We start from the raw sequence: 20,967 nt of genomic DNA on the forward strand, positions 1-20,967 counted from the left end.
GAACTGTCAGGCCGCTTCCTGTTCGGCGGCCGGTAGGCTCTCCTCGCCCTTGGCGAAGCGGTCGGCCCAGAGGGCGATGACGCCGTCACCGGTGACGTTGCAGGCGGTGCCAAAGCTGTCCTGCGCCAGGTAGAGGGCGATCATCAGGGCGATGGAGGCCTCACCGAAACCCAGCATGGAGGTGAGCAGACCCAGCGCCGACATGACGCCGCCACCCGGGGCACCGGGGGCCGCAATCATGATGACGCCCAGCATCATGATGAAGGGCAGCATGGTGGAGAGCCCGGGGATGGCCAGGTGCTCGGAGAGGAACATGACGGCGGTGGCGCAGGTCACCAGGGTGATGGTGGAGCCGCACAGGTGGATGGTGGCGCACAGGGGCACGGTAAAGTTGGCGATGCCCTCGCTCACCCCGTTGTTCTTGCTGGCCTTGAGGGCTACCGGGATGGTGGCGGCGCTGGACATGGTGCCCAGGGCGGTGAAGTAGGCCGGCAGCATGTTCTTGATCAGCATGGCCGGGGAGCGACCCAGCGCCAGGCCGGTGCCGACGAACAGCACTGAGAGCCAGAGCCAGTGCATGGCGATGGCCATCACCAGCACCACGCCGAAGGTCTTCAGGGTGGCGAAGACGGTGCCTTCCACCGTCATCTCGACGAAGACGCCGGCGATGTAGAAGGGCAGCAGCGGGATGATCACCCTGGCCAGCAGGCGGTCGATGATGTCACGGCCCTGATCCGCGACCCGGCGCAGATCCGTGGCCTGGGTGGCGCTGATGCCGATGCCGAACACGAAGGCGGCGGCCAGGGCCGACATGACCCCGAACAGCGGCGGTATCTCCAGATTGATGTAGGAGCTGAGCTTGATGGCCGCCTCGGCGGTGGGCTCGGCGGCCGTGGTCAGGCGCGGGATCAGGTTGCTGGCCACCGTGAAGGCGAACAGGCCCGCCAGTATGGTGGAGCAGTAGGAGAGCGCCACCGTCTTGCCCAGCAGCTTGCCGGAGTTCTTCGGCAGGCTGGCGATGCCGCTCATGATGAAGAACAGGATGATGAGGGGGATGGTGAAGGTGATCAGCTGACCGATGACCGTCTTGGCCGTAAACAGCACGCGTGCGACCCATTCCGGGGCGTAGAGACCGAGCAGGAGACCGGCGAGTATGCCGGCGATCAGTTTAAGGACAAGTTTCATGGGTTAATCCAGATGTTGGTGTCTGTTTTGTTATTTAATCTTGATTTTGATGCCGATTTTTAACACAAATTCCGCATCTTGTCTGCCAATGCCTGGTTAACTCGGAGTTAAATATTGTTATCTGGATGCGAAATCGCGCCGGGCACCCTGTTTGGAGCGACGACCGCGATATTGATTAATTGTGGCGGGATTGGGGCCGCGGATCAGCAGGGCATGCAGCCAGCGACCCTGCGCGCCGTCATCGCTGTGCCAGCACGCATGCAGCTCAAAAGGCAGGGGGGCGATGAGCGCGGTCAGACGCGCCTCATCGAGCGGGGTGCGCAGGGGATACTCCTCGCCCGTGTCGCCTTGTGCCGACGGGTCATGGGGCTGCTGCCCACCCAGGAGAGGAAAGGAGCAGTAGAGCGGCCCCTCTGGCCTGAGCAGGCCGGCGAGGTGAGTCAGCACGGGGGCGAGCTCGGCCTCCTCAAGGCAGGGCAGGGAGGCGCTGGCCCAGATGCCGTCGAAGGGCAGCACGTTGTGCATCTGCTCGAAACGGCACACCCGTACCGGCTGACCGCACAGACGCGAGGCCGCTTTGGCCTGGGTCAGGCTGGCATCGAAGGCGGTGACCACATAGCCCTGCTCACGAAAATAACGCAGATCCTCCCCCGCACCGCAGCCTGCCTCCAGCAGGTGGGCGCCCTGGGGCAGCAGGGTCAGGAAACGGTCATGGGCCAGGGACATGGGCTGGCGGGATGGGGATTGGGCGGACATGGACAGGGGATCACCTCGATTCGGGGGCGGCCATTCTAGCAGATTTTGTCGCGGCGTTGACTATCGAGCCCGGTCTGTGCCGGGCATGGATCCCGGGTCGTGTCGACGATGAGGGTTTTGAGGGGCGGGCCAGAACACTGGCCAGCCCCTTGGCTATCCGCGCCGCTTAGCCACGGCGCACCGCGGGTCCCTGGGGCTGGGCGATGAGGGCGAACAGGGTGTCCAGCAGGAAGTCGGCGTCCCGGATCAGGTTGATGCGCTCCGGGAAGTGCAGCCAGTTGATGATGTAGCCATCCAGGGTGCAGTGCATCAGGGTGGCGCCCCGGCGCAGATCCAGAGCCGCCGGCAATTGGCCCAGGCGCACCGCATTGGCGAGGGTGAGCTCCAGATCCCGGAAGAAGTTGAGGGACTGGGCACGCATGTGCTCGCGCAGGGCGCTGGCCTCTCCTTCCAGGGACTCCAGGTTGAACATGATGGTGAACATCTGCTGGTGGGCGGGCTCGGTGCTGATCTTGACCATCACCTCCTTGAGGAAGACCCGCAGCTTGCCGAGGGGATCCGGCTCCTGTTCGTCGACGCAGGCGTCGAGCTGATGGGAGAGGGGGGAGCAGAGCTCCTCCCACAGGGAGATGAAGAGCTCCTCCTTGTTCTTGAAGTGCCAATAGATGGCCCCCCGGGTCAGCCCGGCGGCATTGGCAATGTCGGTCAGGCTGGTCTTGGCCAGCCCCTGTTGGCAGAACAGAGTCAGGGCCGTGCTCATGATGTGGCAGCGGGTCTGCTGCGCCTCTTCTTTGGTTCGTCTGGCCATGGGATCCGTACCTGTCTAAAAGGGTAAAAAAGTTACTTACATACATTTATGAATGTATGTATATTGCCTCATCTTCGCGGATTTACCAACAGGGGCCCCATAAACCCTGTGGTTTTGTTGTTTTTTGTTGTTTGAAACAGAGGCTCAGAAAATTCATGCACAAACATATTCTCGCACGTTCGGTCGGCCTTGCCTTGCTGGCAAGTGGCCTGCTGGCTGGTTGTGGTGATAAAGGAGAGGCCCAGCAGGCCATGGGTGCTATGCCCCCCGCCGCCGTGGACGTGGTGACCCTCCAGACCGCGCCCTTGCAACTCATGTCCGAACTGACCGGCCGCACCGCCCCCCGCCGGGTGGCCGAGGTGCGTCCCCAGGTGAACGGCATCATCCTCAAGCGCCTGTTCACCGAAGGCAGCGACGTCAAGGCCGGCCAGCTCTTGTACCAGATCGACCCCGCTGTCTATCAGGCCGCCGTGGCCAGTGCCAAGGCGAACCTCGCCAAGGCCGAGGCCAACGAGCGCAGCGCCCGTCTCAAGGCCCAGCGTTACGCCGAGCTGGTGAAGGTCAAGGCCATCAGCCGTCAGGAGTATGACGACGCCGACGCGGCCTGGAAACAGCAGGTTGCCGAGATCGGGGCCGCTAAGGCCGCGCTGCAGAGCGCCAACATCAACCTGGCCTATACCCGCATCACAGCCCCCATCAGCGGTCGCATCGGCCTCTCCTCGGTGACCGAGGGGGCCCTGGTGACCGCCCAGCAGGCGAACAGCCTCACTTCCATCCAGCAGCTCGATCCCATGTATGTGGACGTGCGCCAGTCCACCGCCGACTTGCTGCGCCTCAAGCGTGAGGTGGCCGCCGGTCAGCTGACCAATGGTCAGAAGGACGGCGCCAAGGTCAGCTTCCAGCTGGAAGATGGCAGCACCTATGGGGAGCAGGGCTCATTGCAGTTCTCCGACGTGACCGTGGACGAGACCACCGGCATGGTGACCCTGAGGGTGATAGTCCCGAACCCGCAGGATCTGCTGCTGCCCGGCATGTTCATGCGCGCCACCCTGCAGGAGGGCGAGCGTCCCGAAGGCCTGCTGGTGCCGCAGACCGCCGTGACCCGCACCCCCAAGGGCGGTGCCAACGTCATGGTGGTGACCGCGGACAACAAGGTGGAATTGCGTGACGTCCAGCTCGGCCGCATGTCCGGCGAGAGCTGGGTGGTGGAGTCCGGTCTCAAGGCGGGTGAGCGAGTGATCGTCGCCGGTCTGCAGAAAGTCAAACCCGGTGCCGAGGTGGCCCCGGCGGAGCGCGTCAGCAAGACGGACACCGCACAGATTGAGCAGACCCAGGTCACCAAGCAGTAGGATGGAGTAGTCGCCTCATGGCACGATTTTTTATAGATAGACCCATTTTCGCCTGGGTGATCGCCCTGGTGATCATGCTGGCCGGGGTCATGGCCATCATAGGCCTGCCGGTCGCCCAATACCCGACCATAGCCCCGCCGGCGGTTGGTATCTCCGCCAGCTACCCGGGCGCCTCCGCGAAAACCGTGGAAGACTCGGTGACCCAGATCATCGAGCAGAACATGACGGGGCTGGATCACCTGCTCTACATGTCGGCTCAATCTGATTCCTCCGGCAACGTCAACGTGACCCTCACCTTCAACCCGGGCACGGATCCCGATATCGCCCAGGTGCAGGTGCAAAACAAGCTGCAACAGGCGATGTCGCTGTTGCCGCAGGAAGTACAACAGCAGGGGGTTCGCGTTCAGAAGACCTCCAGCAGCTTCCTGATGGTGGCCGCCTTCATCTCCACCGATGGCAGCATGACCAACGATGACCTCGCCGACTATGTGGTGAGTAACATCAAGGAGCCCCTGAGCCGTCTGGACGGTGTGGGTGACATCACCCTGTTCGGTAGCCAGTACTCCATGCGGGTCTGGCTGGATCCGAATAAGTTGAACCGGGTACAGATGACCCCGGGTGACATCCAGGCCGCCATCAAGGCCCAGAACGCCCAGGTCGCGTTCGGCAAACTCGGCGGCACCCCGGCGGTGAGCGATCAGCAATTCACCGCCACCATCATGGGGCAGACCCGTCTGTCCACCCCGGAGGAGTTCAACAATATCCTGCTGCGGGTGAACCAGGATGGCTCCAAGGTGCTGCTCAAGGACGTGGCGCGTGTGGAACTTGCCGGCGAAAGCTATGACGCCTCCGCGCTCTACAACGGTCAGGCCACAGCGGCGCTCGCCATCAAGCTCGCCACCGGGGCCAACGCCCTGGACACCGCCGATCACGTGCGTGGCAAGCTGGATGAACTCGCCGAGTACTTCCCGGCCAACATGAAGATCGTCTACCCCTACGACACCACGCCGTTCGTGAAGATCTCCATCGAGGAGGTGGTGCAGACCCTGGTGGAAGCCATCTTCCTGGTGTTCTGCGTCATGTATCTGTTCTTGCAGAACTTCCGGGCGACCCTGATCCCGACCATAGCGGTGCCCGTGGTGCTGCTCGGTACCTTCGGTGTCATGGCGGCGTTCGGCTTCTCCATCAACACCCTGACCATGTTCGGTCTGGTGCTGGCCATCGGCCTCTTGGTGGATGATGCCATCGTGGTGGTGGAGAACGTGGAGCGTCTGATGAGCGAGGAGGGTCTCTCCCCGCTGGAGGCGACCCGCAAGTCCATGACCCAGATCACCGGCGCCCTGGTGGGGATCGCCCTGGTGCTGTCCGCCGTGTTCGTGCCCATGGCCTTCTTCGGCGGCTCCACCGGTGCCATCTATCGCCAGTTCTCCCTGACCATAGTCTCGGCCATGGTGCTCTCTGTGCTGGTGGCCCTGATCCTGACCCCGGCCCTGTGTGCCACCCTGCTCAAGCCCATCAAGCAGGGTGAGCACGGCACCCAGCGCGGCTTCTTCGGCTGGTTCAACCGCTTCTTCGACACCAACGCCAACCGTTACCAGAACGGCGTGCGCAAGGTGATCAAGCAGGGTACCCGCTACAGCATCATCTATCTGGCCATGCTGGCGGTGCTGGCGCTGCTGTTTGTGCGCCTTCCTGATTCCTTCCTACCGGAAGAGGATCAGGGGGTCATCATGTCCTTGGTGCAACTGCCGGTCGGTGCCACCAAGGAGCGCACCGAGGTAGTGCTCGCCGAGATGCGCGACTACTTCCTCGAGACCGAGAAGGACAATGTGGACTCCGTGCTGACGGTGGCGGGCTTCAGCTTCGCCGGTAACGGACAGAATACGGGCATGGCCTTCATCAAGCTGAAGGACTGGAGTGAACGACAGGGCGAGGAGCGCAGCGCCAACGCCATCATAGGTCGCGCCATGGGCTACCTGTCCAGCATCAAGGAAGCCAAGGTGTTCGCTTTCAACCTGCCTCCCATCCCGGAGCTCGGCACGGCCACAGGTTTTGACTTCTTCCTGCAAGACCGTGGTGAACTGGGGCACGAGAAATTGATGGCGGCCCGTAACCAGCTGCTCGGCATGATGGCGCAGGATCCCAACCTGGTGCGGGTACGCCCGAACGGGATGGAAGACACCCCCCAGCTCGACATCAAGATCGACTACGAGAAGGCGCTGGCTCAGGGGCTCTCCATCACCGACATCAACAACACCTTGTCGGCGGCCTGGGGTTCCTCCTATGTGAACGACTTCGTCGACAGAGGCCGGGTCAAGAAGGTCTACCTGCAGGCTGATGCACCGTTCCGGATGAACCCGGAAGATCTCAAGCTGTGGTACGTGCGCAACAGCGCGGGTCAGATGGTGCCCTTCTCCGCCTTCGCCACCACGGACTGGAGCTTCGGCTCACCCCGTCTGGAACGTTACAACGGTGTCTCCGCCATGGAGATAGTCGGTGAAGCGGCGCCTGGCAAGAGTACGGGTGATGCCATGGCAGCCATCGAGCAGATGGTGAAGCAGCTGCCGGAAGGCATCGGCATCGAGTGGACCGGTCTCTCCTTCCAGGAGCGGCAGGCAGGCTCCCAGGCGCCGGCCCTGTACGCCATCTCCCTGCTGGTGGTGTTCCTCTGTCTGGCGGCGCTCTACGAGAGCTGGAGCATTCCGTTCTCGGTCATGCTGGTGGTGCCGCTCGGGGTACTGGGTGCCATCCTGGCGGCGACCCTGCGCGGCCTCGAGAACGACGTCTACTTCCAGGTGGGCCTGCTCACCACGATCGGGCTGTCGGCCAAGAACGCCATCCTGATCGTGGAATTTGCCAAGGAGCTGCACGACAAGGGGATGAAACTCGGGGAAGCCGTGGTCGAGGCGTCGCGCCAGCGTCTGCGCCCGATCCTGATGACCTCCCTCGCCTTCATCCTCGGCGTACTGCCGCTGGTGATCAGTACCGGCGCCGGCGCCAGCAGCCGTAATGCCATCGGTACCGGCGTGATGGGGGGCATGATCACCGCCACCGTGCTGGCCATCTTCTTCGTGCCGCTGTTCTTCGTGCTGGTGATGCGTTACTTCACCGAGCACCACAGCGCCGAGGAGCGCATCGCCCACGCCAAGGAGATCAAACATGACTAAGACCCTGATCGCCCTGAGCGTGACCCTGCTGCTGGGGGCCTGCTCCATGGCCCCCGATTACCAGCGCCCCGAGCTGCCCCAAGGCGCCTCCTGGCAAGACAACCTGGCCGCCAAGGGGGAACTTGCCCCCTGGCGCCAGCAGTTCCTGGATCCGGCCCTGCAAAAATTGATCGGCACGGCGCTCGACAACAACCGGGACCTGCGCCTCGCGGCCCTCAATGTCGAGGCCTATGAGGCCAGATATCGGATCCAGCGGGCGGCGCAGTTGCCGACCCTGGCCGCCGATGGCAGCGGCACCCGCCAGCAGGGGTCCGACGATCTCAGCAGCACGGGGCAGGGCTCCATCAGCAGCCAGTACGGCGCGAACATCGGCATCACCGCCTATGAGCTGGACCTGTTTGGCCGGATCCAGAGCCTGAAAGATCAGGCGCTGGAAAACTATCTGGCGCAAATCGAGACCCAGCGCAGCACCCAGATTGCCCTGGTCGCCTCGGTGGCGAACGCCTACTTCATCCTGCTGGCGGATCAGGAGCTGCTGGCGCTGAGCCAGGCGACCCTGGCCACCGAGCAGGAGAGTTACGCCCTGACCCAGCACAAATACCGGCTGGGGGCCGCCTCCGAGATGGAGTTGGCGCAGGGGCGCACGGCGCTCGAGAACGCCCGGGTCAGCCAGGCGCAATATCAGCGCCAGGTGAAACAGGACAGGAACGGTCTGGCCCTGCTGCTCGGCACCGAGGTTCCGGTGCTGGAGGGGCAACCCAAGACCCTGGAGGAGGTGCGCTTGGCGGCTATCCCGGTGGGGGCGCCTTCCAGTCTGCTGCAACAACGCCCGGATATCCTGGCGGCGGAGCACAGCCTGAAGGGGGCCAACGCCAATATCGGTGCGGCCCGTGCCGCCTTTTTCCCGACCATCTCGCTGACCGCGACGGCGGGGACCGCCAGCAGCCAGCTGAGCGGGTTGTTTGACGGCGGCACCGGCACCTGGACCTTCATGCCCCAGATAAGCCTGCCCATCTTCGACGGTGGCAAGCGCATTGCGGATCTGGATGTGGCGGAAGTGGGTGCCAAGCAGGCGGTGGCGAGCTACGAGAAGAGCATCCAGACCGCCTTCAAAGAGGTTGCCGATACCCTGGGTGCCCAGGCGGACTATGAGCAGCAGCTGCAGGCCCAGCGGGATCTGGTGGAAGCAAATCAGACCTACTTCAGGCTGGCTGAGTTCCGCTACGAACAGGGGGTGGACAGCTATCTGACCCGCCTCGATGCCCAGCGCTCCCTGTTCAGTGCGCGCCAGGGGCTCATCAGCACCCGTCTGGCCCAGCTCAGCAACCAGGTCGCCCTCTACAAGGCGGTCGGCGGCGGTTGGCAGGCAGAAGCGTCCGCAGCAACTACCCCGGAGGGGCAGGGCTAACGCTCTCGCAAGCACTGCGCCATGACAGTCATAGGGCGAACCGCTGGGTTCGCCCTGTTTTTATATTCGATAGCACCAACAAATATGGACTAAATAGAGGCTTGCTCGGCGAATATAAGGATTAGCCAGCACAAGCGATATTTATGATATGCGTCAGCCTCTTCCAGTCTTCATCTCCCTGCGAAAACCGATGGCCAAATCACTGCCGCCATCCATCTCGTCCGCTGAGCTCAGTCAGAGTCATGCTATAAATCGCATAAGCTGCGAACTAATTATTCTTTCAAAGAATAAATGGGGGGCTCTTATAGTTGGTCACTCGACTCTCATTCCAAGGACGTGCAATGAAACGACTGCTACCCGCCACCCTGCTCGCCGCAGGACTGGCCCTCGCCCCGCTGGCCCAGGCTGCCACCCTGCTCAACGCCTCCTACGACGTGATGCGCGATTTCTACAAGGACTACAACCCAGTGTTCCAGAAACACTGGCAGGCAGAAGGCGGCCAGCCGCTGCAGATCAATATGTCCCACGGCGGCTCGAGCAAGCAGGCGCGCGCAGTCATCGACGGCCTGCCCGCCGACGTGATCACCATGAACATGGCCACCGATATCAACGCCCTCGCCGAACATGGCGGCCTGGTGCCGAAGGATTGGGCGACTCTCCTGCCGGACAACAGCGCCCCCTTCACCTCGGCCACCGTGTTTATCGTGCGCAAGGGCAACCCCAAGGGGCTGAAGGACTGGCCCGATCTGCTCAAAGAGGGGGTGAAGGTCATAGTGCCGAACCCCAAGACCTCGGGGAATGGCCGCTACACCTATCTGTCGGCCTGGGGTTATGTACTGGAGAAGGGGGGTGATGAGAAGGCGGCCAAGGAGTTCGTCGGCAAGCTGTTCAAGCAAGCCCCCGTGCTCGACACCGGTGGCCGCGCCGCCACCACCACCTTCATTCAGAACCGGATAGGTGACGTGCTGATCACCTTCGAAAACGAAGCCGAGATGATCGCCCGCGAGTTTGGTCGTGGCAACTTCGAGGTGATCTACCCCAGCGTCACCGCCGTGGCCGAGCTCCCGGTGGCCGTGGTGGACAAGGTCGTCGACAAGCAGGGCACCCGCAAGGAGGCCGAAGCCTATCTGAAGTACCTGTGGTCTGACGAAGGCCAGCGCATCGCCGCCAACAACTACCTGCGCCCGCGCAATCCGGCGATCCTCGCCGAATTCTCCGATCGCTTCCCACAAGTCACCTTCTTCAACGTGGTGAAGACCTTCGGCGAGTGGCCGGTTATTCAGAGCACTCACTTCAAGGAAGGGGGCGTGTTCGACCAGGTCTATGCGGTGCAGTAAGGGGCGTCTTGGATAAAGCCATCCCGGCTGTCTCATGCCGGGACTATTCACCTGTAGGGGCCAGACGCTTGGCTCCTCATGCATGCAAGGTGGCGCGTTAGGGAGTGCATGGCAGAGCAGGCCATGGCAGGTATGAGAAGGGGATGGATTGGGTGCCAGCGTTGTCAATCCGGGTTCCCTTGCCGGGTCCAAATGACAAAAGCACAAAGGTTTAGCCGCGTCACGAGGCTAACCCTTTTTTTTATCTGGTGCCGGAAACAGGAGTCGAACCTGCGACCAGCACATTACGAAACGAATGATTCCATTGTTGGTTTGTAGCTTATGTCGTTTGGCAACTAATCAAGTCACGCAGGCTGGACTGAGTTTTCTTCCTCCTGCGTTCTACTATTAGGAACTGCTATTTAGCCCACAGACCAATAAAGTTGTCGATTCTCTGCTTAATACCACTATCAACTGTCCGCAGTCGTAAAATGGGAATGTGGCATTTATTCAAAATCTCATTCTTCATGACATCTCGAGCCGCCTGTACTGGGTGGTCGTGATACCCGCCATCGACCTCGATCACCCCTATCGGTGTCTTACCCACTTTGAAATAGATCACGAAATCGCAACTGGCGCGCCTCATGAACGCCCGCTGAGTTTCCGTCCAGTCGGTGTTAGTCGGCGATGCGAGCTTGTCCAGTCGGATCTGCATGTGGTATTGCAACGCCTGGCACGCAGGGGCCGACAGCGCTTCGCGCAGCAACTGCGCCACGATCTGCTCGGACTTGTAGCGTGAGTCCTCGGGCCGCAGACGGGCATTCAGGCGTGCCAGGGACTGGTCGTACTCGCGGTACAACAAGTCGAATGCGGACACCACTGGCGCACGCACGATCTGCTCGTCCTGCGCGTAATAGCTGATATAGCGGATCAGTGCAGCGATGTGGCCATTGTTGTTGGTGAACACCTCGTCACCGGTCACCAGGGTGAAGCGATGTTTGGCCCGCGACACTGCCACGTTGATCATGCGCGGGTCGTCGACGAAATCCAGGCGTCCTTGCGCCTGGTTGTAGCGCTTCTTGTCCAGCACGGTAGAAAAGACGATCTCGTCGCACTCGCGCCCCTGGAACTTGTGCACTGTGTCATTGACGAAGTCCGCCGGCAGGTGCTTGTCGGAGAGGCTGACCTGTGCCCGAAACGGGGCGATGTAACCGCGGCCTTCATCATTCACTGCGACGGGCTGCCCCTCGTCTTCGAGCACCTTCAGCAAGGAATCCAACTCCCGAAGGTTGGTATTCTTACGTGCGTGGTTGCCCTTGGCGGTCACCACCAGACGCAGGGGTTCCTCGCCGTTATCCACAGTCATCGGCACCAGTGCGTTGCCATAGAACTGCTGGTTACAGAACTGGATGATCCTGGGGTGGCAGCGGTAATGCTCCTTCAACAGCGTTCTTGGCAGTGCGTCCTGGAACACGGCAATGCACGAATCCAGCAAGCTGTAGCGCTCGCAATCGTAAGCCTCGGCCGGCGCCTGCAGCCCCAGTTTCACGGGGATGTGCGGCAACTGGCGGTTGTCGCCGACGACGATCAGGTTCTTGGCACAGCCCAGCGGCAGGATGCCCGGTACTATGTCCTGCAAAGAAGCTTCATCGATGATCACGTAGTCGAGGATCGCACCCGGTGCGATCGAGTTGACGATGGAGTGCGTGCCGCTGCCCAGGATAGGGAAGCGCCGCATGAAGGCATCAAAGTCCCTGCGGTAGGTTTTGACATCGAAGCTGTCTCGCGGCGGAACCTGGCCTTGCAGATGCTGCTTCAGATGGTGCATCGATGCGGTTGTCAGCTCTTTGAGCAACGCCGTGAAATTTGCGCGCGCCAAGGATTCACGGCACGCCCGCAGCTCTGTTTCCTTATCCTGCAGTGACTTGTCGTAGTAATGCATCTGTAGGGCATGGAACGCGGCCATGCGCGCCTCGCCTTCGGCGAACGGCTTGGTGCGAAAGACTCTGAATTGGAACAGCAGCTCGATGCGGTCCTTGAGCCTCACGCGGTGCTCGCCCAGGTGCGCCAGGTAGGCCATGAGGTCGGCAGTCTTGCGTGGGGTCAGCCTGTACTTGTCCAACGACGTGGCCTGCACACCGTTTTCTGCCTGCCACTGTTGCAGGTAGCGCCGCTCGATGACTAGCTCGTCCAGTTCGATCTGCAGTTGTGCCGCCCGATTGTGGTCTTGCAGGTGCTGCTTCAGGCGGGTCAGCAAGCCCTGGACCTCTTCCAGGGACGGTGCCGGTACGGGTGCGCTGGAGGGCCATGCAGGCAGGTCGTCGAAGAAGGCTTCGCGGTTTTTCTTGTTGCCAAGCTTGGCGACCAGGTATCCCAGGCCGCATTTCTCCAGCTTTTCATAGACGTTTGCCACGGCCGCATTGTTGTTGGACAGCACCGCCACTGTCTGCCCGCGCAACAGGATATTGGCGAGGATGTTGAGGATGGTCTGGGTCTTGCCGGTTCCCGGTGGGCCTTCGATCACGCTGACTTGCGCGCTGAATGCCCGCTCGACGGCCTGGTACTGGCTTTCGTTCAGTCCGAACGGATAAATGAGCCCCTGACCTGGGGCGAGCGTGCCGTTGTGCCCGGTGCAATAGGCTTGCAAGGCCGTGCTGGCGATGGCGGGCAGTTTTCCAAGCTGAGTTACGACATTGCTGGCTATGTCACGATCAGCCTTCGACTGTGCTTGAGCGTGTCGGGCACTCGCGACCGCAGTGAAATAACCGAAGACCGGCGTGTCCTTGATCGAGGTAGGGGCGGTGAAGACGATGCCGTCCATCTTGTGGACATAGGGCCTGGTGCCGCCCGGATAGTGCACCACGGCATATCGCTCGCCGTAGATCACTGCTTTGTCGATGGGTTTGACGATCGTGCTGCCAGGTTTGGTCAGCAGTACATTGCTCAACTCGCGGGAAGGTGACACTCGGCAGTTACTGAGCGGGCGGGTGTATTTTTTACTGGAGGGGAAATGACAGGTCAGTTCCAGTGCTTCGTACTTTTCGCTCCAGCGAATCACCCAGTCGCTGATCTTTGCGGTCTTGTCCTCACCATCAACCAGAATCGATATCATGTACCTTTAATCCCTAGGCGCATTACGTCCGGCTTCGCCTCACGCCAAATACAGCGGTTTCCAAGGAAGAATATATTGCCATCATTGCATGCGGGATATTGGGAATGCATCGAGATAGTCCGGAGGTATGCGCACCTCGCACTGAACTCGGCCGCAAGATCGACCTGCTTTTGGGTATTTACGACACAAAAACGACACAAGGAGAAGATCACGCAGCGACAAAAATTGCCTAAGTCGTTGATATTAAATGGTGCCGGAAACAGGAGTCGAACCTGCGACCTTCGCATTACGAATGCGCTGCTCTACCAACTGAGCTACACCGGCGTGCAGCTAGATTCCCGAAAACTGAGTCACGAGTCAATGCGCCTTGGTAAATTTCATGAGGCCGCTCATGGAGTTAGGGTATCTAGAAATCTGCAAACTCCGGAATATGGGCCCGGCCGCGGCTCTCGAGGAAATCGAGCAGGGCGCGGGGGGAGCGGGCCAGGATCCGCTCCTCGGGGAAACCGGCCACCTCCACCAGTCGTTGGCAGTGCTCGAAATCCCCCAGGCTGAAGGCGACGTGGGAGTCGGAGCCGAAGGTGAGGTAGGCGCCCAGATCACGCGCCGCCTCGACGATGGCGCGGCAGTTGCCCTCGCTGCCGGGACGGGAGTGGCTGAAGGAGGAGTTGTTGAGCTCCAGGGCCACCCGATACTCGGCGGCGGCCCTGACCACTGCCGGGATGTCGATGGGGAAGGCGGGGTTGCCGGGATGGCTTATCATGTCGACCCGGCCGCTCTTGATGGCGTTGATCATGGCCTGGGTGTGGGTGGCCTGATCGCAGGGAGGGAATACTGGCTCGTGGAAGCCTGCCATGATCATGTCGAGGCGGGATTCATAGCGCTCGGGGAAGTCGATTTCGCCGGCGATGTTCTTGATGTTGGCCTCGATGCCGCGCAGTATGCCGACCCCGTCCACGACCCTGGGCAGCACATGCAGATTGACGAAGTGCCAGACGTGGGGAGCATCGGCCATCTCCGGGCCGTGATCCGTGGTGGCGAACAGCTTGATCCCCTTGGCCCTGGCGATGGGCAGGTAGTCGTGGATGGTGCTGTAGGCATGGGTGCTGGCGACGGTGTGCGTGTGGGTATCGACCGTATACTTCATCTTCTCTCCCCCTCTGGCATGAGGCGCCAGCATAGCAAAAATGGCGGGGAGGGGCCATGAGACAGCTTGCCATACTCTGTCACAAATTACGGCAAGACTGACAAAGTCTGGCCAACTTTGGCTGGGAAGATGACCCCATCGATGCAAGCCTGAACACCCATCGATGGGTCGACACTGGATAGTCAGACCCGTTTCCCCACCGTCGCCCCTGCGACGGTTTTTTTTCGCCAGGATCCCTGGGGCCGATTACTTGCTGGATAAAAAAATGCCCAACTAACATGGCGTTAGTTGGGCGAGACTTAATGTTTAATTGCAGTGGCATAGATATAGAGTGCCGTTTCCCGGCTAAGTTCCCGCCTTGTTCCCTCTTTTTGATTAAAAAACATTTCCTCAACACTCATTCACATTCTCTTGACATGGCTGGGCGTGAAACGTACTTTTTAAACATTCGTTTAAGTGAGGTGTCCTGTGAGTAAAATCGATACCAAGAACCGTATTCTCGATGCCGCCGAGGTGCTGTTTGCCGAGCGGGGGTTTGCCGATACCTCTTTGCGTCTGATCACCAGCGAGGCCGATGTGAACCTGGCTTCGGTCAACTATCACTTCGGCTCCAAGAAGGAGCTGATCCAGGCGGTGCTCGACCGCTATCTGAGCCTGTTCATGCCGGCGCTGGATGCGCGGCTGCACACCCTGATGGCGCAGGAGCAACTGACCCTGCTGCAGGTGTTCGAGAGCTTCGTCGACCCCTTGATGAAGCTGGTGGAGGTGCGTTCAAACGGGCCTGCACTCTTCATGCAGCTGCTGGGTCGCGGCTACATCGACAGCCAGGGCCACCTGCGCCGTTTCATCACCAGCCACTATGGTGCCACCCTGCACGGGATCACCCAGGCGATCTCCAAGGCCAATCCGGCCCTGTCGCCGGCGGATCTGTTCTGGCGCCTGCACTTCACCCTGGGCACTGTCGTGTTCACCATGGCCTCCGCCGATGCCCTGCGTGACATCGCCCAGGCCGATTTTGGCCAGCAGCTCGATGTGGAGGGGCTGGTGCGCAACGTAATTCCCTATCTGGCGTCCGGTGTCGGTGCGCCCGTGGAGTCGACCAGGCTCTCCCTGGCCGTGTAGTGCCCAACAATAATCAACGGAAACAGTGAAATAAAAGGAACTTTCGTATGATCACATTGCTTGTCCTGCTGGTGCTGGCGATAGCCGTGGTGCTCGGCGTCCCTGCCATCCGTAAAAAGGTGGTGACCCGTCCGGTGTTCGGCATCTTCAAAAAAATCCTGCCGCCCCTGTCGGCCACCGAGCGGGAGGCCATGGAGGCCGGCTCCGTCTGGTGGGACGGCGAGCTGTTCCGTGGCAACCCCGACTGGAAGAAGCTGCATGGCTACGGCAAGGCGACCCTGAGCGCCGAGGAGCAGGCCTTCATCGACAACCAGGTCGAGACCCTGCTCGCCATGGTGGATGACTTCAAGATCGTCAACGAGACCAAGGATCTGCCAGAGTCCGTGTGGGACTACCTGAAGAAGGAAGGCTTCTTCGCGCTGATCATCCCGAAATCCTACGGTGGTCGCGAGTTCTCGGCGATTGCCAACTCCACTATCGTCACCCGCATCGCAACCAAGAGCCTGAGCGTGGCGGTCACCGTCATGGTGCCGAACTCCCTGGGCCCGGGTGAGCTCCTGATGCACTACGGTACTCAGGCCCAGAAAGACTTCTGGCTGCCGGGTCTCGCCAACGGCAAGGAAGTACCCTGCTTCGCCCTGACCGGTCCGGAAGCGGGCTCGGATGCCGGCGCCATCCCGGACAAGGGGATCGTCTGCAAGGGCATGTACAAGGGTGAGGAAGTGCTCGGGCTTCGCCTGAACTGGAACAAGCGCTACATCACCCTGGCGCCGCGTGCCACCGTGCTGGGCCTGGCGTTCAAGATGTATGACCCGGACAGGCTGCTGGGGGACAAGGAAGAGATCGGCATCACCTGTGCCCTGATCCCGACCAACCACCCGGGTGTGCGGGTCGGCGATCGCCACTACCCCATGGGGCTGGCGTTCCTGAACGGTCCGACCTTCGGCAAGGATGTGTTCATCCCGCTGGACTGGATCATCGGCGGCCCTGAATACGCCGGTCGTGGCTGGCGCATGCTGGTGGAATGCCTCTCCGCCGGTCGCGGCATCTCGTTGCCGGCGCTCGGTACCGCCTGTGGTCACATGGCGAGCCGCACCGTGGGTGCCTACTCCTATGTACGCAAGCAGTTCGGCATGTCCATCGGCAAGTTCGAAGGAGTGCAAGAGGCGCTGGCTCGCATCGGCGGCCTGACCTATCAGCTGGAAGGGGCTCGTCGCATGACCGCAGGCTCCCTGGATCTGGGGCAGGCACCGGCCATCGTCACGGCGATTTCCAAGTACCACATGACCGAGATGGCGCGCCAGATCATGGATGACTCCATGGACATCCACGCCGGTCGTGCCATCCAGCTCGGTCCGAAGAACTACACCGGCTACGCCTACATGGGTATTCCGGTGGCCATCACGGTGGAAGGGGCCAATATACTGACCCGCAACCTGATGATCTTCGGCCAGGGCGCCACCCGTTGCCACCCTTACGTGTTCGCCGAGCTGGAAGCGGCCGCCGACACCGACGTGGAGCGTGGTCTCGAGAAGTTCGACGCCCTGCTGATGAAGCACATCGCCTTCGGTACCGGCAACTTCTTCGGCGCCCTGTTCCAGGGGCTGACCCTGGGTCAGTTCAATGGTTCCCCGGTGGGCGGTGAGACCGCTCGCTACTACAAGCAGCTGTCCCGCATGAGTAAAGGGCTGGCCCTGTGCGCCGACGTCTCCATGCTGATGCTGGGTGGGGATCTCAAGCGCAAGGAGATGATCTCCGCTCGCCTCGGCGACGTGCTGAGCCACCTCTATCTGGCCTCTGCCACCCTCAAGCACTACGAGGATCAGGGCCGCATGGTCTCCGATCTGCCCTTCGTGCAGTACGCGGTGGAGCGCAACCTCTATCTGATCGGCAAGGCGTTCGAGGGCTTCTTCCAGAACTTCCCGAACAAGGTGGCGGGGGCCGTGCTCAAGCGGGTGGTGTTCCCGTTCGGGGTCGGTTACAAGATGCCGGCGGACGATCGCTGCCACGCCATCTGTCTGGCCATGATGAAGCCGGGCGAGTTCCGCGACCGTCTGACCGCCCTCTGCTACGTGGGCAAGGATGAGGCGGATCCCGTCGGCCAGATGGAGCGCGCCTTCCAGGCCATGGTCGCCGTCCAGCCCATCGAGAAGAAGCTGGTCCAGGCCCAGAAAGAGGGCAAGCTGCCGCGCAAGATGGCCCTGTCCGAGCTGGTCGCCGCCGCCCTGTCCCAGTCCATCCTGAGCCAGGATGAGGCGGACAAGCTGCTGGCCGCCGATGCCCTGCGCTACGAGGCGATCCAGGTGGACAACTTCGCCCCGGGTGAGCTGGAAGGACTGTCTCAACCGGCCCCGGCGGTGCACGCCGCCTGAGTCTGACGCAAGATTGAAAAACCGGCCCATGTGGCCGGTTTTTTTGTTGTTTAACCAGGCATTTACAATGCCGATTAATTCCAGTTTAATGCAATGGCCCTCACCCTTGGGCAGGAAGCCAGGCCAGCGGAATGGCCGATAACAACAACTCAGGAAGAGTGAATGAACCTCGCCAAAACGGCGATCGAACGCCCCATCTGGGTGGCGGTCTCGGTCGTGCTTATTTTCCTGCTGGGCCTGCTCAGCATCCGGGGGCTGCCTATCCAGCTGTTCCCCGACATAGATCGTCCCCACCTCAACATCTCGGTGAGCTGGCGCTCCGCCTCGCCCCAGGAGATGGAGTCTGAGATAACCGACCCCATCGAGCAGGAGATGCAGGGGGTGCAGGGGCTGAAAAGCATCGGCAGCAACAGCTACCCCGGCTTCACCGAGATCGACATGGCGTTTGCCCTCGGCACCGACATGCAGCGGGCCCAGCTCGACGTCATCTCGCGGCTGAACCGGGTCTCCGGCCTGCCGGACCGGATCGACGGCCCCTACGTCAACAACTACAGCAGCAACGACACCCTCACCTTCTTCTTCATCCAGCAGCTGCCCGGCGCCAAGGGCTTGATCGACGATCATCAGGCGCTGATCGAGGCGCGGGTCAAGCCGGAGCTGGAGCGGATCCCCGGGGTCTCCACCGTGGAGGTGGAGGGGATCAACGAGCGTCAGATCCAGGTACGCTTCGACCCTTACCGCGCCGCCGAGCTCGGGGTGGTGATCCCGGTGCTCGCCAGCCGGGCCAGCACCGACTGGGACGTGTCTGCCGGCACCCTCGACATCGGCCGCTGGGAATACAAGCTGCGCTTTGCCGGTCGCTACGACGTCGAGACCCTGGGGGACAAGGTGGTGGACTGGCGCGACGGCCTGCCCATCTACCTGAGGGACGTGGCCGAGGTACGGCTGGCCCGGGAGGAGAACCCTGTGCTGCGCATCCAGAACGGCAACACTGCCATCGCGGCCCAGATCTTCAAGGAGAGCGGGGCCAATGCCCTGGCGGCGCTTGAAGGGATCAAGGCCAAGGTGGGGGAGCTCAATCGGGAGGTGTTGGAGCCGGTCGGCCTGCATATGGAGCAGTCGTTTGACGCCTCCCTCTACATCAACCGGGCGGTGGGCATGGTGACCGCCAACCTGGGGCTGGGGGTGCTGCTCTCCTGCGCCATCCTCTGGGTCTTCCTGCGTCAGGTGAAGGCGACCCTGATGATAGCGATCGCCATCCCCATCAGCATCATGCTCACCTTCTGCCTGCTCAAGGTGATGGGGCGTACCCTCAACGTCATCTCCCTCGCCGGCATCGCCTTCGCGGTGGGCATGGTGCTGGATGCGGCCATCGTCGTGCTGGAGAGCATCTACCGCCGCACCGAGTCGGGGGACATCAGCAAGTCGGAGGCGGCGCTGGAGGGGACCAGCCGGGTGTGGACGGCGCTGGTGGCCTCGACCCTGACCACGGTCGCCATCTTCCTGCCGGTGCTGCTGCTCAACGATGTGGAGGGGCAGCTGTTTGCGGATCTCGCCCTCACCATCGCCTGTGCGGTCACCGTCTCCATGGTGGTGGCGGTGACCGTCTTGCCGGCGGTGGCGGCGCGCTGGATGGGGCGCGAGCGCCTGACCGATCCCTATGACAACCTGTGGCAGGGTACCACCCGCCACGTGATCCGCTGGACGGCGACACCTCGCCAGCGTTGGACCATCATCGCCCTGATGATGAGCGGGCCCGTGCTAGCGAGCTGGCTGCTGCTGCCCAAGATGAACTACCTGCCGGACGTGAAACGCGATGCCATCGACGTCTGGATGACCTTCACCCCAGGGGTCAACCCCAAGGCCCAGCGCGAGGAGGTGATAGATACCCTGATCGCCCGGCTGGATCCCTATATGAAGGGGGAGAAGGAGCCGGCCCTCAAGAACTACTACATCTTGCGCTACCCGGGCGGTGCCCAGATCGGGGTGCGCCCCAAGGACGAGACCCAGATCAAGGTGCTCGAGCGCCTGCTGATGGACAAGTTGCTCGCCAACATCCCGGACACCCGGGCCTTCGGCGGCCAGGGCTCCCTGTTTGGTGGCTTCGACAGCGAGAACAGCATCTCCTTGCTCATTCAGGGGGGTACCCTGCCCGAGCTCTATCGGGCGGCCCGCGAGAGCATGGCCATAGTACAGAAAGACCTGCCGGGGGCCCAGGTAAGGCCGGATCCCGGTCTCGACTTCACCGCCCCCGAGCTGAGGCTGGTGCCGCAAGACAGGCGGCTGGCGGAGGTCGGCTGGGATCGCACCCCCATGCCCACCATCATTCAGACCTTCGGGGATGGCCTGCGGGTCGGCGAGTATTTCGACGGGGAGGACAGGCTGGACATCCTGCTGATGGGCCAGAGCTCGGCCAATCCGGATGAGCTCAGGGCGGTACCGCTCGCGACCCCGTCCGGGCGCATAGTGCCCCTCGGCGAATTGCTGCGGGTGGAGCACAGCCTGGGGCCAGAGAGCATCTTTCGTGCAGACGGCCGGCGCAGCATCCAGCTCTTTATCACCCCGCCGGACGGTATGAGCATGGAGCAGGTGCTGGAGACCCTGCAGAACAAGAGCTTCGCCGCCATCCGGCCCATATTGCCGGCCGGCGGGGAGCTGCAGGTCGCCGGCAATGCCGACAGCCTGCAACAGGCGCTGGATAATCTCGGCAGCATCTTCCTGTTTGCGGTGTTGATCCTGCTCATCCTGCTGTGGGGGGTGTTCGCCTCCCTGAAAGACGCCATCCTGGTACTGCTGACCCTGCCCCTTGCCGCCGTCGGCGGCGTGCTGGCGCTGCGCCTGAGCGGCCTCTTGGTGCCGCTGCCGATGGATCTGCTGACCATCATCGGCTTCGTCATCCTGCTGGGGCTGGTGGTCAACAACGCCATCCTGCTGGTGCACCAGACCCGCACGGCGGAGCGGGAAGGGATGAGCCGTCCCATGGCGGTGGCCGATGCGCTGCAAAGCCGGATGCGCCCCATCGCCATGACCAGCCTGACCAGCATCTTCGGCATGTTGCCCCTGATGCTGAGCCCGAGCGAGGGCAGCGAGATCTACCGGGGGCTGGCCACCGTCATCGTCGGCGGCATGAGTTGCAGCACCCTGTTCACCCTGATCCTGTTACCCGCCTTCCTGCGGCTGGGCGAACGGGTCGACGTGCCACAGGCCATTCGGCAGCGGGCCTGA

Annotated in this window: 12 protein-coding genes and 1 tRNA gene; 7 read left to right on the forward strand and 6 right to left on the reverse strand. The window is 61.9% G+C overall.

Translation table 11 applies throughout. The annotated features are described in order from the left end of the window. Positions 1-6: 6 nt before the first annotated feature. The 3 genes from ACRCYW_RS03810 to ACRCYW_RS03820 all read right to left on the reverse strand — a co-directional run bounded on the left by ACRCYW_RS03810 (position 7) and on the right by ACRCYW_RS03820 (position 2,749). A complete protein-coding gene (locus tag ACRCYW_RS03810) occupies positions 7-1,185 on the reverse strand; it encodes a dicarboxylate/amino acid:cation symporter (RefSeq protein ID WP_438548839.1) in 1,179 nt (392 codons plus the stop codon). A 117-nt stretch (positions 1,186-1,302) separates the two neighbouring features. Further along, complete coding sequence (locus ACRCYW_RS03815; protein WP_438548840.1) at positions 1,303-1,941, reverse strand: class I SAM-dependent methyltransferase; 639 nt, start codon at positions 1,939-1,941, stop codon at positions 1,303-1,305. Positions 1,942-2,107: 166 nt separating this feature from the next. Further along, positions 2,108-2,749, reverse strand: a complete 642-nt coding sequence (locus ACRCYW_RS03820; protein WP_438548841.1) for a TetR family transcriptional regulator — start codon at positions 2,747-2,749, stop codon at positions 2,108-2,110. Between the two features lie 155 nt (positions 2,750-2,904). Between ACRCYW_RS03820 and ACRCYW_RS03825 the strand changes: the two genes are divergently transcribed. From ACRCYW_RS03825 to ACRCYW_RS03840, 4 genes are all read left to right on the forward strand, one after another. Next, entirely contained in the window at positions 2,905-4,098 is a 1,194-nt protein-coding gene (locus tag ACRCYW_RS03825; protein WP_438548842.1) for an efflux RND transporter periplasmic adaptor subunit, read from the forward strand. A 17-nt stretch (positions 4,099-4,115) separates the two neighbouring features. Next, complete coding sequence (locus ACRCYW_RS03830) at positions 4,116-7,265, forward strand: efflux RND transporter permease subunit (RefSeq protein WP_438548843.1); 3,150 nt, start codon at positions 4,116-4,118, stop codon at positions 7,263-7,265. Beyond that, positions 7,258-8,673, forward strand: a complete 1,416-nt coding sequence (locus tag ACRCYW_RS03835) for an efflux transporter outer membrane subunit (protein ID WP_438548844.1) — start codon at positions 7,258-7,260, stop codon at positions 8,671-8,673. The genes ACRCYW_RS03830 and ACRCYW_RS03835 overlap by 8 nt, the downstream gene beginning before the upstream one ends. A gap of 341 nt (positions 8,674-9,014) precedes the next feature. After that, positions 9,015-10,010 carry a sulfate ABC transporter substrate-binding protein gene (locus tag ACRCYW_RS03840; protein WP_438548845.1) on the forward strand — a complete coding sequence of 332 codons (996 nt, stop codon included), beginning with the start codon at positions 9,015-9,017 and terminating at the stop codon, positions 10,008-10,010. Between the two features lie 397 nt (positions 10,011-10,407). Here ACRCYW_RS03840 and ACRCYW_RS03845 read toward each other — a convergent pair whose 3' ends face one another. The 3 genes from ACRCYW_RS03845 to ACRCYW_RS03855 form a co-directional block, all read right to left on the reverse strand. After that, a complete protein-coding gene (locus tag ACRCYW_RS03845) occupies positions 10,408-13,101 on the reverse strand; it encodes an AAA domain-containing protein (protein ID WP_438548846.1) in 2,694 nt (897 codons plus the stop codon). 248 nt (positions 13,102-13,349) lie between these two features. Beyond that, a tRNA-Thr gene (locus tag ACRCYW_RS03850) sits at positions 13,350-13,425 on the reverse strand. 82 nt (positions 13,426-13,507) lie between these two features. Continuing rightward, positions 13,508-14,248, reverse strand: coding sequence for a phosphatase (locus tag ACRCYW_RS03855; protein WP_438548847.1), 741 nt, complete (start codon positions 14,246-14,248; stop codon positions 13,508-13,510). Between the two features lie 468 nt (positions 14,249-14,716). Here ACRCYW_RS03855 and ACRCYW_RS03860 point away from each other — a divergent pair, with 468 nt between their 5' ends. The 3 genes from ACRCYW_RS03860 (at position 14,717) to ACRCYW_RS03870 (ending at position 20,967) form a co-directional block, all read left to right on the forward strand. After that, positions 14,717-15,370, forward strand: coding sequence for a TetR/AcrR family transcriptional regulator (locus ACRCYW_RS03860; RefSeq protein WP_438548848.1), 654 nt, complete (start codon positions 14,717-14,719; stop codon positions 15,368-15,370). Positions 15,371-15,417: 47 nt separating this feature from the next. Continuing rightward, positions 15,418-17,742 (forward strand): acyl-CoA dehydrogenase, encoded by a 2,325-nt coding sequence (locus tag ACRCYW_RS03865; RefSeq protein WP_438548849.1) that lies wholly within the window; start codon positions 15,418-15,420, stop codon positions 17,740-17,742. 162 nt (positions 17,743-17,904) lie between these two features. After that, positions 17,905-20,967 (forward strand): efflux RND transporter permease subunit, encoded by a 3,063-nt coding sequence (locus ACRCYW_RS03870; protein WP_438548850.1) that lies wholly within the window; start codon positions 17,905-17,907, stop codon positions 20,965-20,967.

The organism is Aeromonas sp. (assembly GCF_051657805.1).
Taxonomy (GTDB): Bacteria; Pseudomonadota; Gammaproteobacteria; order Enterobacterales; family Aeromonadaceae; genus Aeromonas.